Annotated in this window: 8 protein-coding genes; 5 read left to right on the top strand and 3 right to left on the bottom strand. The window is 49.3% G+C overall.

What is annotated here, in order from left to right; translation table 11 throughout:
* Positions 1 to 263 precede the first annotated feature (263 nt).
* Together EGM68_RS18860 and lpdD are read left to right on the top strand one after the other, a co-directional pair.
* On the top strand, positions 264 to 5,759 hold the full coding sequence (locus EGM68_RS18860) for a S8 family serine peptidase (RefSeq protein WP_129549805.1): 5,496 nt from the start codon (positions 264 to 266) through the stop codon (positions 5,757 to 5,759).
* A gap of 179 nt (positions 5,760 to 5,938) precedes the next feature.
* Complete coding sequence (lpdD, locus tag EGM68_RS18855) at positions 5,939 to 6,289, top strand: prenylated flavin chaperone LpdD (RefSeq protein WP_025365561.1); 351 nt, start codon at positions 5,939 to 5,941, stop codon at positions 6,287 to 6,289.
* 8 nt (positions 6,290 to 6,297) lie between these two features.
* Here the strand turns inward: lpdD and EGM68_RS18850 are convergent, their stop codons facing one another.
* The gene (locus tag EGM68_RS18850) at positions 6,298 to 6,885 is read right to left on the bottom strand and encodes a hypothetical protein (protein ID WP_025676003.1); all 588 of its coding nucleotides are present in this window, start codon (positions 6,883 to 6,885) and stop codon (positions 6,298 to 6,300) included.
* A gap of 221 nt (positions 6,886 to 7,106) precedes the next feature.
* Here EGM68_RS18850 and EGM68_RS18845 point away from each other — a divergent pair, with 221 nt between their 5' ends.
* Together EGM68_RS18845 and EGM68_RS18840 are read left to right on the top strand one after the other, a co-directional pair.
* Positions 7,107 to 7,478: a DUF4190 domain-containing protein gene (locus tag EGM68_RS18845; RefSeq protein WP_013372515.1), complete on the top strand. Its 372-nt coding sequence runs from the start codon at positions 7,107 to 7,109 to the stop codon at positions 7,476 to 7,478.
* A gap of 93 nt (positions 7,479 to 7,571) precedes the next feature.
* Positions 7,572 to 7,874, top strand: a complete 303-nt coding sequence (locus EGM68_RS18840; RefSeq protein WP_025676001.1) for a hypothetical protein — start codon at positions 7,572 to 7,574, stop codon at positions 7,872 to 7,874.
* A gap of 73 nt (positions 7,875 to 7,947) precedes the next feature.
* Here the strand turns inward: EGM68_RS18840 and EGM68_RS18835 are convergent, their stop codons facing one another.
* A complete protein-coding gene (locus EGM68_RS18835; RefSeq protein WP_017426780.1) occupies positions 7,948 to 8,100 on the bottom strand; it encodes a DUF1540 domain-containing protein in 153 nt (50 codons plus the stop codon).
* Between the two features lie 298 nt (positions 8,101 to 8,398).
* A complete protein-coding gene (gene fabV / locus EGM68_RS18830) occupies positions 8,399 to 9,586 on the bottom strand; it encodes an enoyl-ACP reductase FabV (protein WP_129549804.1) in 1,188 nt (395 codons plus the stop codon).
* Between the two features lie 189 nt (positions 9,587 to 9,775).
* Here fabV and EGM68_RS18825 point away from each other — a divergent pair, with 189 nt between their 5' ends.
* Positions 9,776 to 16,030 carry a WIAG-tail domain gene (locus tag EGM68_RS18825; RefSeq protein WP_129549803.1) on the top strand — a complete coding sequence of 2,085 codons (6,255 nt, stop codon included), beginning with the start codon at positions 9,776 to 9,778 and terminating at the stop codon, positions 16,028 to 16,030.
* Positions 16,031 to 16,098: the final 68 nt, after the last annotated feature.

The raw sequence follows: 16,098 nt of genomic DNA, 5'->3' as shown, positions 1-16,098 counted from the left end.
TTTTTTTCTTCGAAATGCTCCTGCTTTTTCTCCTAGGTATCTACTGAATTTCATCGCTTTTCTATTGGATTATAAACTCACCTATGAAGTACTGCCATCTATGAACAGCCCAATGCTTTTATATCTTTCTATAATCTATGAAGGAGGTGGTCGCCAACACATCGTATTGCGCAAGCCGCGTGTTTGATGTGCAAGGCATGAGGTCTGACTCTGTACAGGTTATTTCGAAATCATTAAACCTAGTAAAAGGAGTGGAGAAGTAATTGATTAAACCTAGACGTTTCAAGAAATCGTTATCTATTGGACTCTCTTTGCTTATGGCCTTTTCATTTGTTCAACCCGCTTTAGCGAAAAACACACCGGATGGCTCCAAGCTGGAGCTAAAATCAGCCTCACACAAGGTCACGACCGCGAAGGTGTCCCCGAAACTGACCAAACAGTTTGAGGAGAACAACTATGTTACTTATTTGGTCAAATTAAAAGAACAGGTAGATACCAATAAGGTTTCCAAAAATGCTCTCCAAAAGGCTTCACTTGAGAAAATAACACCTTCCGCCGCAAAAATGGCTGTACGTAGCCATGTAATCAGCTCTTTGCGTGAAACGGCTTCCAGAACTCAATATGGGCTTGAAAGTTATTTGGATAAGGAATCAGAGAGCGGCGGAGTAAAAGAATATAAAAGCTATTTTATTGTCAATGCTTTGGCTGTCACGAGCACCAAGGAGGTGCTGGACCATATTTCGAAGCTGCCCGAGGTCGATAAAATTTTGCCGAATGAAACACGTTATCTGCAAAAGGTAACGGTTGATAAGCAGCCAGAGGACACAGGTAACAAAGCGGCTGGAACAGCAACGGCAAAGTCTGACACAGCACAGAAGGCTGTAGAACCGGAAAAGGACGATAGCAAAACATCGGCATTGCCCGGCAATACAGGCAAGAACGCTGTGGATCCATCTACGGTGGAATGGAATATATCCCATATTAACGCACCACAAGTGTGGGAAAAAGGAATTGACGGAACCGGAATCGTGGTCGCCAACCTCGATACAGGCGTAGACTACACGCATCCGGCCCTGCATCGCAAATGGCGTGGTCTGGATGCGGCAGGCAATGTCGTAAATCCAGAACTGAGCTGGTATGATCCGCATAGTCATGCGGCGCTTCCGGTCGATCAGGAAGACGATTCCCATGGTACGCATACGATGGGCACGATGGTCGGCTCCGAGGAAAATGGAACGAACCGAGTGGGCGTTGCCCCTGGTGCAAAGTGGATTGCGGTTCGGATTTTTAATCCGGAAACGACGGATGCAATTATACTGGACGGCGGTCAATGGCTGCTTGCGCCAAAAGATGCTCAAGGTAATCTTCATCCCGAGCTTGCTCCAGATGTAGTGAACAACTCGTGGGGAGGCGGACCGGGTCTTGATGAATGGTTCCGGCCTGTAGTTCAGGCGTGGCGGGATGCTCAGATCTTTCCCGAATTCTCCGCAGGAAACACCTCTCTCTCCAATCCGGGCGGACCTGGATCGGTAGCCAATCCGGCCAACTATCCGGAATCCTTTGCCACTGGGGCAACCGATATCAATGATAAACTGGGAAGCTTTTCATTGCTGGGACCCTCACCTTACGGTGAGATCAAGCCCGAAGTTTCCGCGCCGGGTGTAAATATTCGTTCAACCGTGGCTGGTGGCGGTTATAAAGGTGGCTATAACGGTACTTCCATGGCCGGTCCTCATGTTGCGGGTCTGGCTGCTCTACTGCTGCAAGCGAATCATTCTCTTACCGTGGACCAGCTGGAGGAAATTTTGGAAAACACGGCTACCCCTCGGACAGACAGCACATATCCTACTTCGCCAAACAATGGATATGGACATGGTGTCATTAATGCACTCGATGCAGTCGGATCTGTCATGCAGGGTCTGGGCTCTGTATCCGGTAAAGTCGTAACAGGTGGCGACGATCTGGAAGCGCCTGTTCTTGAGCATACACCGCCTGCAGCTGCATTTGAGGGTCTTGATATACCTTTGACGGCTCATGTTACGGATGATGTTGGCGTAACAGCCGTTGAGGCATTTGCCAAAACAGCGGGTTCGTCAAACTATGTATACATTCCGTTGGAGCGGACCTCCGGAGACAGCAAAGACGGTACATATCAAGCGTCCATTCCGACCTTTTTGGTGGATAGCGCAGGTCTGGAATACTATATCCGTGTAAATGATTTCGGCAATAATGGTTTTGAAACGGAAGTATATAAGGTGAATGTCTCCAAAGGTGTTAAACCAGGTCACACACAAGACTTTGAAAAAGACATCGCCGGTATTAATATCGGTGGTCAGGGTAGTGTTTGGAAATGGGGAACCCCCACAAGCGGCCCTAAAAGCGCACATTCGGGTACAAAGGTCATCGCGACCAATCTCGAAGGCCAATACCAGACCAACACCAACAGTTATTTTATGGCTCCTCCTATTGATCTGACCGAGAGTTCCAAGGGGGCACTGGTCAGCTTCAAGCATTGGTACGATCTTGAAAACAATTCTGATTTCGGCAAAGTGTATGTAGCGACCACCAACAATCAGAATGCGTTTGAGCAGGTATTATCGTTTACTGGAACCAGCAATGGCTGGAAAACACAATATCTTGATTTGCGAGCATTTGCGGGTCAAAAGGTATACCTCCTGTTCAACTTTACTAGTGACAATACGATCGTGAAAGATGGCTGGTATATTGACGATCTGTCCATTCAGGAACCAGACGCCGTTGCACCTGCTGCCCCTGGCCATTTGACTGCTGAAGCAGATAATGTGGGCAATGTTACACTCGCCTGGGGTGCTTCCTCTGATGAAGATGTGAAGCAGTACAAGGTGTATCGTTCAACCCAGTCCGGCAAAAATTATACTTCCATCGGTACAACTTCTGGGCTGACCTACACGGATACAATCACCGTCGGTGGTGCGACCTATCATTATGCAGTGGCAGCCGAGGATTATAGCGGTAACGAAGGTGTCAAGTCGAACGAGGCTTCACTAAGAGTGGACGTGCCGGATACGCTGTATAGCGATCATTTTGATAGCAGCTCAGACAATGGTTGGACTCATTCCGGGACCAAGGATGAATGGGAACGCGGCATTCCTAAGGAAGTAGGACCGGGGAGCGCAGTGTCCAAGCCGAATGTGTGGGCCACCGATCTCGATAGCAACTATGAGAACGGTGCTGATTTTTCGCTGGTTTCTCCAAAAATTAATTTGAATGGTATACGCAATGCAACACTGACTTTCAACCACTGGTTTGAAATTGAGGGCGGCTATGATTACGGATATGTAGAAGTGTCCAAAAACAATGGCGACACGTGGAGTGAGCTGGGTAAGTTCTCACATAATACAAGCGGTAAGAATTGGGCGCCTGTTTACTACAATCTGGATAGCTATACCGACAATGAGATTCAAGTTCGTTTCCGCTTGAAATCGGATAACAGTGTGAACAAAAATGGCTGGTACATTGACGATTTCCGTGTGCTGGGTGTTCCAGCTTCGACAGTGACCAAGGATATCGTACCTGAGTCCAATATCAAGCTGGAAAAAGCGGAAGAACAATTCCCGCTGTATAAAATTACAAGCACTGAAAAGAGTGAATTCCAGGAAAAAGTGAAGCCGGCAGATGCATTCGTGGAGCGTGGACGTGTCGGCCTTGACAGTCTTCCAGCCAGTGCTACCGTTACGGTACTGGAAACCGGACGTTCGGTGAAAACAGACCCAACCACGGGCAAATACAGCTTCACTCATGTAGCAGGTGACTATACGCTGAAGGCCGAAGCCTACGGTTACGTGCCTCAGACGAAAGCAGTCACGATTGAAAATAACAAAGTCATCAGAGCAAACTTTAGTCTCCAGGCTGTCCCTCACGGTACGATTCACGGGGTTATTACCGACAAGCAATCCGGTGAACCGATCCAAAAAGCGAAAGTATTGGTGCTGGAAGATGCACGTATTGCTCCTGTAGAGACGAATGAGGCTGGAGAATTTACGCTGGACGTGCTGGAAGGAACATACACATTGTCCATTGCAGCCGAAAATTATTACAGTGACAGTGTTTCCGTGACTGCTCCTCCAAACGGCAGTGTTGAAGCGAATGTCACGTTGAAGCCTTTCATCGGTTTCCAAGGAGGCATTGCCTATGATGACGGTACAGGAGAAAATGCCAGAGCCTTTAACGCGGCAGGCAATTCATGGGCAGTGAGAATGACACCTGAGTCGGAAGTGGCACAAGTGACAGGAGCATCCCTTTTGTTCTGGAACTCTGCCTTCCCGAATCCGGGAGGAACGGCATTCCAATATTCTATCTATGACGCCTCCGGTGCAGCAGGAGCACCTGGGCGTCTATTGGCTGGTCCATTCGACGGGACTGCTGTCCGGGATGAGACACAATGGACGACGGTGCAGCTTCCAGAGCCGGTGACGGTTCAAGGTGATTTCTACATCGTATATACACAGTCTGCGGTAGGGACACAGTCACCAGGTCTGGCTACAGATGAAAACAGTCCCAATGCGCTCCGCAGCTGGCAAGGTGTAAGCGGCACATGGAGCCAATCACCTGAAGAGGAAGGGAACTACATGATCCGGGCTATCGTCAGATATCCGGTGAATGCTCCAACGATTACGACTCCTACGAAGGCTACGTATACGCAGGAGGAAACGATTACCGTAACAGGAACTTCTCCGGCAGAAGGAGCTGATATTCAGCTCTTTAACGGTAAGGAGCTGACTGGCACAACGAAAGTGAAGGATCGTCAATTCAGTTTGTCGGTCGATCTTCAGCCAGGTGCTAATCCGCTAAGTGTTCAAGCGGCGGTATACGGCAAAGTAACGGATCGTTCCGAGCCGGTGGTTGTAACGCTCGATCAGACTAAACCGGGTCTGATCCTGACTTCACCTGATGAAGGAGCTCGTACAAATGCGGGTGTGGTCAGTGTAACCGGTACGGTGTATGACGAGTTCCTCACCGAATTGACGATTAACGGCGAGCCCGCTGAATTCGGAAGTGACGGTAGCTTTAATAAACGGCTGCTTATCAATGAAGGTGAAAATCAAATTACGGTAACGGCCAAAGATCTTGCCGAAAACGAAACGACTGTTACACGCTCGGTGTATGTCGATACAGCGCTGCCGAAGCTTGAAAATATTAGCCCTGCTGAGGATGTACGTATTACTCCAGGACAGCCGGTACGAGTAGCTTTTGACAGTGCATCCGGTTTGGAGGCATCCTTCCATGTGGAGCTGCCCTTTAACCTGTCCACTTTGGCCCGTAATGAAATTCCATTAAATGAAACTTCGTCAGGCCACTATGAAGGTACTTATCTCACTTCATCTTCTCTGAACCTGGAAGGCGGAGTCATCGTGATCCGGGTAAGGGATGCAGCAGGGAATGAAGTGGAGACGGAGGCGCCGGGGAGGTTGTATGTAACCCATGGTGGAGGAGAGGGCCCAGGTCCGAATCCACCTACATCGAATGAAAAGCCGGTAGCTATTATTCAGGCGAATGACGCAGCCAAGAAGAACAAAAATGTACAATTTAATGCCAAAGCTTCCCGCGATACAGATGGTGAGATCGTCAGCTACAGTTGGAATTTTGGTGATGGCGATACGGCAGTTGGTTCCAAGGTGAAGCATAAATTCACCACAGCCGGAACGTATACCGTGGAGCTAACAGTAACGGATAATGACGGCGCAACGGGTAAGGCAGTGCATAACATCACAATCCGTTAACAGCAAGTAAGAGGATGGGAGTTTTTTTAGAATACAATAAAGGTCTACAGCAAGCCACTGTTAATAGAGGCTGCTGTGGGCCTTTTTAAATTTGTCCAACAGTTCAGGAAGCGATACAATGAATGGTACTCTATGAAGTGAATCGTTTCACAATAATATTTTTAGCAGGAGAGGATCATATGATTCATTTGGAAAAAGAAAGCGGACGTATCCGTCTTGTGCTGGATGCCTATTTTATGGGGGAAGATATCGTTGTGCTCATATCAGGCGGTGATCAGCCTCACTTGGGGACGATTACTGCGGGGGCTAGGCTTGAGCCGATTCAAACCGTGCAATTGCAAAACCACAAGGAATTTTATATTACTGAAGAAATTGCAGTTCGCTTGCGTAAAGAGTTTGCGGGTAACTTCGCCATTTGCTGCGGGACGCATTTGGATCATGCAACCAAGGACGAAATCCGAGTGCTGACAGACATGGCTATACAAATGGGAAAAGAGCTCATTGAAGAACTTAAGCAAGTGCGCTTGTAGCGACCTTTTTAAGTGAACTCTCGAAAAAGTAGATTGCGATAGGGGTACTTACTAAAGGGATACTTAAAAAGCAATGCAAAACCATCATCCTCAATGTCTACAGATTTTAGCGCAGAGGATGGAATTAAACTACGGATCATTACATGAACTGCACGCTGGTCTTGCCTGTTGATCGCTTTGGCTAGGGCAGAAGCAAAGCATTCATTGCGTGCCAATTCGCGATACAGCGGAAAAACGGCTTTGGCAATGGCACGATGAACCTTTGGCTCAAATGTAAACTGCACCGTCCCTGGGGGAATCGTCGTACCGTTCGTGTAATAGAGCATCGGCGGCTGAGCTAAAAAGGAAACAAAGTAGCCAATCCCATTCGTACCTAAGCCTTGTTTGGCGGCAAATGGCGCTACCGAGCAGAGAAGGGATTTCATCCGATCCAAATTACCCTGAACGACAGCTCGTGACCATTGGACGGCAAAAGCACGTTGGGTTGCAATAGCTTTGTAAAATGGCAGCATGGCGGCGGATATTTTCCGAAGTGTCTCTGCATGTAAACGTTGGTGAGACGAGCCCTTTCTGCGGGCTGTTCCACGATATAACATAGCTCCGTCCTCCTTGGCAGGATGCTCTCTTGGAGCGTAATTTATCTGTAATAGGTACAGTACTGTATGCCCGATTATCTCAAAAAGTGCTAAGATGCTACGCTTCTTCTTTTTAACGTTCTAATTTAAAAAATTGAAATAAGTACTGTCCTGATTTGTAAGATTGTGGTACCCTAGAACTTATATATTGCTATTATAATTATTGGAGTTGAATTAAACAGATGAGTGACTTGTACAAGGAGCCTCGATCTTCCGATCCTTTTCAGGAGCCGAACGATTATAACGCTCCATTTAACCAGCCCCCAGTAGTTCCACCTACAAACAGTAAAGCTGTTGCCTCGATGGTGCTCGGGATTTTATCTGTTGTCATTCCCTATCTTGGGTTGATTATCGGAATTGTGGGTATTATTTTGTCCAGTCTTTCCCTGAAGGAAATTAACCGTCATGGCGAGCAAGGCAGAGGTATGGCCATTGCTGGACTGGTATGTAGTATTATCGGCACACTGATTTATGCACTGATTATTATTTTCTTGGTTATTGTTTTTGTTGTGGCGGCCTCCAGTGGCGATCCGGATATTTTTTCAGACATTTAATGAATTAAAGAATGTTTGAGTCAGACAAACCATTCACGATTTGCCTATTGGATGCTATGATACAGGGAGTCCAATCAAGGAGAGTGAAGCAGTATGGCACGTACTCAAACACAAAAGGCGTTAAGCAAGGCGAAACGCGCCGGGATCTATTGCGCGGCACAGAGCCGCAAAACGAATGATCATTATGGCGAAATTTCACAGCACACGCGAATGAAGCCAACCAAGCAGGAACAATTACAAAAGGTCAAGCATAAGAAGCGACTCGTTCAGGGTGACGCTTCTTTTTTTGTCTTAAGCGAAGTCGAAAAACTTCGAGGAAGTGAATGCATAGGAGCGGATAGCATTTTCTATAACATAGGCCAAAAAGAACTTGATAATAATTATCATTCTTGTTAGAATCATAAGAAAGAAGGAACCCTGGCAGGGGCTCCTTCATGATAAAGCTATGGTTTGGCTTGAAAACTAAGGTCTATTTTGCTTCAAAGGTTTTGCAGTCTGTTTCTTCGGACGTGTGAGTGTTTGCAGGCTTGTTGCTTACGATATAAATAGAGCTTGCGCTGCATTTATTATCCTGAGCCCAGTACGTGCATGAGTTGACTTCGCACAGAACGTCTTTTGCCATATTGTTCACCTCCTTACAGGGATGTGATGGGCTGAGCAAAAATAATCACGGTCAGTCAAGGTAGGACTTGTCCAACTGTGCTTACCCTCTTGGTAAGAAGAGGGATTTTGCTATGCCTACTTGTACAATATCAAATGAATTTTAAAATTGCAATGTTTACACATTTTGCTGTTCAAAATAGACACAAGTGTTCCTTTTTAGTTAGAAAACAAAAAGCTGTCCTTGTGCAGAAGAGAATGTTCTTCTGCCAGAGACAGCTTTTTTATATTTTTCTAACAGAATGGCAGCACTAAAAGACTTAGCGTGCGTTAGGAATATTTACGATCGGATCAATATCAGCATCATAGTTCACACCCTCGAACTCAAAGCCGAACAGCTGGAAAAATTCGCGACGATATCCTTCAAGATCGGACAATTCATAGATATTATGGGTCGTCAGTTCCTTCCATATTTTCGCGACTTCTGCCTGCACATCCTCGCGCAGTTCCCAATCATCAATGCGAATACGACCTTCTTCATCTACAGCAGTTTCTGGTGCGTACAAACGCTCGGCAAACAGGCGGTAGCTCTGTTCTATGCACCCTTCGTGCAGCCCTTTCTCCTTCATCACCTTATATAAAGCGGAAATATACAGAGGAACGACAGGGATGGCCGAACTGGATTGGGTAACGAGTCCTTTGGTGACTGCGACGAAGGCGCGTCCACCCGTGGTTTTCATCTGGTCGTTCAGCTGACGAGCTGTCGCCTCCAGATGATCTTTTGCACTTCCGATACTGCCTTCTCTGTAGATGGCTTGGGTAATATCTGAACCGATATACGAAAAAGAGAAGGTAGTGGCGTTATCAGCGAGCACGCCGCCTGCACGCAAGGTGTCAATCCACAATTTCCAATCCTCACCGCCCATAACCTCTACAGTCCCCTGTACTTCTTCTTCTGTTGCCGGTTCGAGCGTCACGCTGCTGACTTCACCGGTGTGAAAGTTAACGGTCTTATTCGTGTAAGGCTCACCAATAGGTTTGAGCACGGAATTAGACGTTTCGCCTGTGCGGGGATTAGTACGGCGACCTGAAGCCACACTGTAAACCACCAGATCGACTTGTCCCAGTTCTTCGCGAATGGCTTCCACCGTTTTGGCTTTGACCTCATCCGAGAAGGCATCTCCTGTCACGCTTAAAGATTTAAGCCCAGCATCCTGAGCTGCTTTTTCAAATGCAGCAGAATTATACCAGCCTGCTGATGCTGTGCGTGTAGCCGTAGCATTGCTAGGACGATACACGCCAATTGTATTGGCACGCGCACCGAAAGCGGCCGTAATTCGAGAAGCCAACCCATATCCGGCCGATGCCCCGATCACAAGCACATTACGAGGTCCCTGGATAGCAGGACGGGCTTGTACATAGTCAATTTGCTCCTGAACATGTTGGGCACAGCCCACCGGATGAGCAGTGGTGCAGATAAAGCCACGTGTTCTTGGTTTGATAATCATGTTATTGTAGTTCCTCTCTTCTTGTAGCAATCTTCACCCTTACTATTTTAACTTTTAACAATTTTTTTTCAAACGTGGATTTCAGTAAGTATCCTTTTTACCCAAAAGTGAATCTCTGTACAGGGTGGCAAGTGCCTAAGAGTCTGCATATGATGCTGTAACGATAAACATGAGAAGGGAGAGAGCTGCTTGAAGAACAAGAGCCGCAAAACCAACAGAAACAAAAAGCCGCTCTATCGTGTAATTGACCCGGATATGAATGAGTTAAGTATGATACAACGCTCAAAACCACTGCCTGCGGAGAGGGAGACAGAAGCAAGACTTCATCAAGTTGCTTCTCCGCCTCCCCCAACTACAGAGGAGTCGGAGCTACAGACAGTTATCGAGCCTGAAGTCGAGGCTCTGCACGAGAAAGAGATTGAGGTTGCAGATGTAGAGGAGACTCCAGCTTTGATGGAAGAACCCCCACTGCCAGAGCTAGAACCAGAGCAAGAACTAGATCCAGAACCGGAGCCGGAACCAGAACCAGAACCTGATCCAATTGATGTGGAAGAAATTTTGAACAATAAGAAGGCTCCGCATGTAAACAATGCTTTCATCTATACAGACGATTTGAGTGATTTCGCTGTGACAGGTGAAAAGATCGCTCCCGCTTCTATAGATTCCAGCAAGCTGAAACAAGAGAGTATCCAAACGGAATTTCTAGCAGATTATGCTGTTCATACAATTAAAATAGCTGACGGTGCTGTGACTGCTTCGAAGATTGCTCCCGACTCCATTACGGTCGAGCATCTGTCGGACGCATCAGTGGCAGGCAGTAAATTGCAGGATCGCTCTATTAGTGGTGAAAAACTTCGTGATGGCAGCATCACTCCAGAAAAGCTGGCGGATAAAATTATCAGCGGCGATCATATTGCCAATGGCTCGATTGAAAGCCGTCATTTCAAGCAATGGATCGTGTCTTCAGATATGCTTCAAGATCAGTCGGTCACCTCCGATAAAATTCGCAGCGGTACGATTCAATCGAACAATTTGGCGAATGAAGCTGTTGATAGCTCCAAGCTGGGCGATCAGTCTGTGACCACCTCCAAACTGCGGGATGGGGCTGTGGATGGAACTAAAATCCAGGCAGGCAGCATTGAGAGCACACACCTGACCGAGCATGCCGTCCATGCCCGGCATCTAGCTCCGGGTTCGATTAATCGCAAGCAGCTATCCGACGGACTAGTGGGTAGGGAACAATTGGAGGAAGGTGTTGTCAGCGGGCGTCATCTGGAGTCTGAGGCAGTCACCAGTACGCACATTCAGGCGGGAGCGATTGAAAGAAAGCATCTCAGTCCTGGCTCCATCGGGGAAGAGCAGCTTGGAACGGGCCAAGTGACAGCCCGGCATATCGCGGATCGGAGTATTCAATCCAATAAACTGGCAGATCAGTCTGTAGGCTCATTGCAGATCGTTGATCAATCCGTCACTTCATCCAAAATATCGGATCAGAGCATTCTCCCACACAAAATTGCCGATGAGGCAGTACTTACCAGACATATTGCAACAGCAGCCATACAAGGACCTCAGATTTCTCCAGAGGCAGTTTCTTCCGTGCATCTTCAATCCGAAATTATTCGGAAAGATCATATTGCACCAGAGGCGGTTACGGAGCAACATTTGCATTCCGGGGCTGTGACAAGCGAGAAAATAGGGAAAGGTGCAGTTCTGGATTACCATGTGGCGAATCAGGCTATCAAGGAAAATCACATCGCTTCGAGCGCTATTAAGTCTGACAAAATCGCTGACGAGGCGGTTATAGAAACTAAAATTGGCACAGGGGCGGTAACCGGAAATAAAGTTGCGTCTCAAGCCATTACCCACGTACACATTGCAACGGGAGTAATCCGTGAAAACCACCTTGCCGACAACAGTGTGGGCGGAAAGGCGTTACAGGCTCAATCGGTGGATTCAACCCATTTGGCCCAGAGCTCTGTACAGAGCAAGCATCTTGGGGAAGACAGTGTCGGAACCGCGGCGTTGCAAGAACAGTCCGTTACCGCAGACATACTAGGCGAAGGCGCTGTTCATACCGCGCATTTGGCCAGTGGTGCGGTATACTCCCACCATTTACAGGATCATGCCGTTACTTCGTTGAAACTATCGCCGGAAAGTGTGGCTACGGATAAAATTAATGATTTGGCGATTACTGCGCCTAAGCTAGCTGAGGGCAGTGTCACTTCCTCTAAGCTGTCTGCTCGTTCGGTGCAGCCATGGCATATTACGGATAAAGCAGTACTGAGCAACCATCTGGCTGTTGAAGCAGTGGAGGCGAATCATCTCGCGCCGGAATCCGTCACCTCCAACCATTTGCAGTCTGCTTCGGTCCAAACCAAACATCTCGCCCCAGATAGTGTGTCCGGCCATGCACTTCAGTCGGAAAGCGTCACTTCCGAGAAGTTAGCGGCTCGGGCTGTGCAGGCTTCCAACCTGGCGGAAAACAGCGTGGGACCCGGACATTTGGCTGCACAGGCCGTACACACCAGACATTTGGCCGCAGGATCAGTAGAGGACACGATATTAGCCCAGAATGCTGTGAAGTCTGAGCATCTTGCAGCAGAATCCATTCAATCCGAGCATTTGCAAAGCGGGATCATTCAAGGAGAGCATATTGCATTGCAGGCGATAGCAACTCCGGCCATACAGGATGAAGCGGTTACCTCTGCCAAACTATCAGAGGAAAGTGTAACCTCTACCAAGCTGTCAGCCCATGCAGTGCAGTCCGGGCATATTATGGATGAAGCTGTACAAAGCAACCACTTGGCCGTAGCGGTTGTGGACTCGACCCATCTGGCATCTGGAGCGGTCACCTCGGTGCACCTACAGGCCTCCTCGGTGCTAACGAGACATTTGGCTCCGGATAGTGTGTCCGGTCGTGCACTTCAAGCGGAAAGTGTAACCTCGGAAAAACTGGCAGCCCGCTCGGTACAAGGAATGAACCTTGCAGAAGGCAGTATCGGCCCTTCACATCTATCTGTGCAGTCCGTACACACGCGGCATTTGGCAGCTGGAGCGGTACAGGATAGAGTGCTGGCAGAGGGAGCGGTGAAGTCCGTGCACATTGCCCCGGAATCGATCCAACCACACCATCTGCATACTGAAATCATTCAGGGCGAGCATATTGCATCCCAGGCCATATCGACCGATGCTTTACAAGATGAGTCTGTGACATCTGACAAACTGGCAGATGAGGGCGTGACTGCCGCCAAGCTGTCGGCCCACTCCGTACAGTCATGGCACATTACAGACGAAGCAGTGCAAGGAAATCATTTGGCAGCAGAATCCATCCAGTCGAACCATCTGGCACCGGAAAGTGTCACTTCAGCCCACTTGCAGTCTTCGTCAGTGCTCACGAGCCATCTGGCGACAGATAGTGTATCTGGTCGTGCGCTACAAGCGGAAAGCGTCACCTCGGAAAAGTTGGCAGCCCACTCGGTGCAAGGAACGAATCTTGCGGAAGACAGCGTCGGCCCGTCACATTTGTCTGCACAGTCGGTACACGCCCGGCATTTGGCAACTGGCGCAGTACAGGATACAACGCTGGCAAAGGGAGCAGTGAAGTCGGTACACATTACCGCGGGGTCAATCCAGCCGCATCACCTGCACACAGGAAGCATTCAGGGCGAGCATATCGCATCCCAGGCCATATCGACCGATGCTTTGCAGGATGCGTCTGTTACCTCCGATAAATTGGTGGATGAGGGTGTGACTGCCGCCAAGCTGTCGGTCAACTCGGTACAGCCGTGGCACATTACAGACGAAGCAGTGCAAGGAAATCATTTGGCAGCAGAAGCCATCCAGTCAAGCCATCTGGCTTCCGAATCCGTTACCTCTCGCCATTTGCAGGCTTCCTCAGTGCTTACGAGTCATCTGGCGACAGATAGTGTATCTGGTCGTGCACTACAGGCGGAAAGCGTCACCTCGGATAAGCTGGCAGCGCGCTCGGTACAAGGGACGAATCTTGCGGAAGGCAGCATCGGCCCGTCCCATCTGTCTGCACAGTCCGTACACAGCCGACATCTGGTAGCCGGAGCGGTACAGGATAGAGCGTTGGCAGAGGGAGCAGTGAAATCCGTGCATATCGCTCCAGAATCGATCCAATCACACCATCTGCACCCTGGAACCATTCAGGGCGAGCATCTGGCATCTCAGTCGATATCGACTGATGTTTTACAGGATGAGTCTGTGACATCTGATAAATTGGCCGATGAGGGTGTGACTGCCGCTAAGTTGTCGGCTCACTCGGTACAGCCGTGGCACATTACAGATGAAGCAGTGCAAGCTAATCATTTGGCAGAAGAGGCCGTTCAATCGAGTCATCTGGCGCCGGAATCTGTCACCTCAGCCCACTTACAGTCTTCGGTGATACTTGCGAGTCATTTGGCGCCGGATAGTGTATCCGGTCTTGCGCTACAAGCGGAAAGCGTCACTTCAGAAAAGCTGGCAGCACGCTCGGTGCAAGGGACGAATCTTGCGGAAGACAGCGTCGGTCCTTCGCATTTATCTGCACAGTCGGTACACACTCAGCATTTGGCAGTCGGCGCAGTGCAGGATACAGCGCTAGCCGAGGGGGCAGTGAAGTCGGTACACCTTGCCCCGGAATCCATCCAGCCGCATCACCTGCACCCTGAAACTATTCAGAGCGAGCATCTGGCATCCCTGTCGATATCGACCGATGCATTACAGGATGAGTCCGTTACGTGTGATAAATTAGCGAATGAGGGTGTGACTGCTGCCAAACTGTCGGCTCACTCGGTACAACCGTGGCACATTGCGGACGAAGCAGTGCAAGCCAATCATTTGGCAGAAGAGACCATCCAGTCGAGCCATCTGTCACCGGAATCTGTCACCTCAGTCCACTTGCACTCTTCGGCGGTACTTGCGAGCCATCTGGCCCCGGATAGTGTGTCTAGCCGTGCGTTACAAGCGGAAAGCGTCACCTCGGAGAAGCTGGCAGCCCACTCGGTGCAAGGAACGAATCTGGCGGAAGACAGCGTCGGCCCGTCCCATCTGTCTGCACAGTCGGTACACACCCAGCATTTGGCAATCGGTGCAGTACAGGATACAGCACTGGCAGAAGGGGCAGTGAAATCCGTGCATATTGCCTCGGAATCGATCCAGCCGCACCATCTACACCCCGGAACCATTCAGGGCGAGCATCTGGCATACCAGTCGATATCGACTAATGCTCTGAAGGATGAGTCTGTTACGTCCGATAAACTGGCAGATGAGGTCGTGACAGCTGCCAAAATATCTCCACATTCCGTACAGCCGTGGCACATTACGGACGAAGCAGTGCAAGCCCATCATTTGGCAGAAGAGACCATCCAGTCGAGCCATCTGGCGCCGGAATCCGTCACCTCAGCCCACTTGCAGCCTTCGGCAGTGACGATCCAGCATATTGCGCCAGGGAGTGTATCTGTTCACGCGCTCCAGGCAGGCAGCGTGAACGCTGAGAAGCTTGCGCTTCGGGCGGTGCGAGCTTCGAATCTGGCGGAAGCCAGCGTAAGCTCTGTACATTTGACAGAACATGCCGTGCAAGCCCAGCATTTGTCCGAGGGAGCGATTCAAGAGTCAGCACTGGCAGAGGGGGCAGTGCAGTCCCGCCACATTTCACCGGATTCTGTCCAATCCGAGCATTTGCAAGCAGGAGCTATTCAGTCACAGCATATCGGCTGGCAGGCGGTGTCAGAGGAAGCTATACGGGATGGAGCGGTGACGTCCGGCAAACTCGCAGATGGAACGGTGGAGTCCCGCCATGTGGCTGAGGAGGCAATTGAAGGCCACCATATTGCAGAGGAAGTCATTGATTCGCACCATCTGAAACCCGGCTCAGTAACATTGAATCAATTGTCCACAGATATTCATCTCTCGGGACTTTTGCCTGAGGAAGGAATCAGTGGCGACAAACTTCAGGCAAACAGTATATCTCGCAGCCATCTGCAGAATCAGGTCGTCGACAGTGAGGTGCTGAGCCCAGAAGCTGTAGGTCCAGAGCATCTGCAGGCTGCTGCGGTACAAAGTCATCATGTGGCAGAGCAGAGCATCGAAGGTCATCATCTGGTAGAAGGTTCCGTGGGCTCACGTGAGCTGGAACTGAACGCAGTGAAACCAGAGCATTTGAGCATCACCCCGGTCCGTACTTGTACAAATCAGCCTGCATTGCAGCAGTTTGGCAGAGCGCCGTTTCTTTTAAAGGGAAGCGAAGGAGAGACAGAAGTAACCATTGTATTCGGGGAGCCATTTGTGAACCCGGATTACACTTTGGTAGCGATGACGAACCATCCTCTCTTTCATGCGACGCTGAAATCTCAGACGACTCATGGAGCGGTGATCGTCGTAACCAAGTGGAGTGAAACCGCGCATAACTACGGTATTGTTTCTTGGATTGCCATCGGTTAGTGGAGATGATGGTTGCAACACTTATAGCGTGCAGACTCATGTATTTTTCAGATACAGAGCTGCACGCT

Origin of the sequence: Paenibacillus sp. M-152 (genome assembly GCF_003856555.1) — a bacterium.
Lineage (GTDB): Bacteria > Bacillota > Bacilli > Paenibacillales > Paenibacillaceae > Paenibacillus > Paenibacillus polymyxa_C.
Note: the sequence above shows the minus strand (reverse complement) of the source record. Positions and strands in the feature narration are given on the sequence as shown.

Bases quoted from the DNA above. Each gene is read 5' to 3' on its own strand.
- lpdD (WP_025365561.1), top strand. From the start codon at position 5,939: ATGATTCATTTGGAAAAAGAAAGCGGACGTATCCGTCTTGTGCTGGAT.
- EGM68_RS18850 (WP_025676003.1), bottom strand. From the start codon at position 6,885: ATGTTATATCGTGGAACAGCCCGCAGAAAGGGCTCGTCTCACCAACGT.
- EGM68_RS18845 (WP_013372515.1), top strand. From the start codon at position 7,107: ATGAGTGACTTGTACAAGGAGCCTCGATCTTCCGATCCTTTTCAGGAG.
- EGM68_RS18840 (WP_025676001.1), top strand. From the start codon at position 7,572: ATGGCACGTACTCAAACACAAAAGGCGTTAAGCAAGGCGAAACGCGCC.
- EGM68_RS18835 (WP_017426780.1), bottom strand. From the start codon at position 8,100: ATGGCAAAAGACGTTCTGTGCGAAGTCAACTCATGCACGTACTGGGCT.
- fabV (WP_129549804.1), bottom strand. From the start codon at position 9,586: ATGATTATCAAACCAAGAACACGTGGCTTTATCTGCACCACTGCTCAT.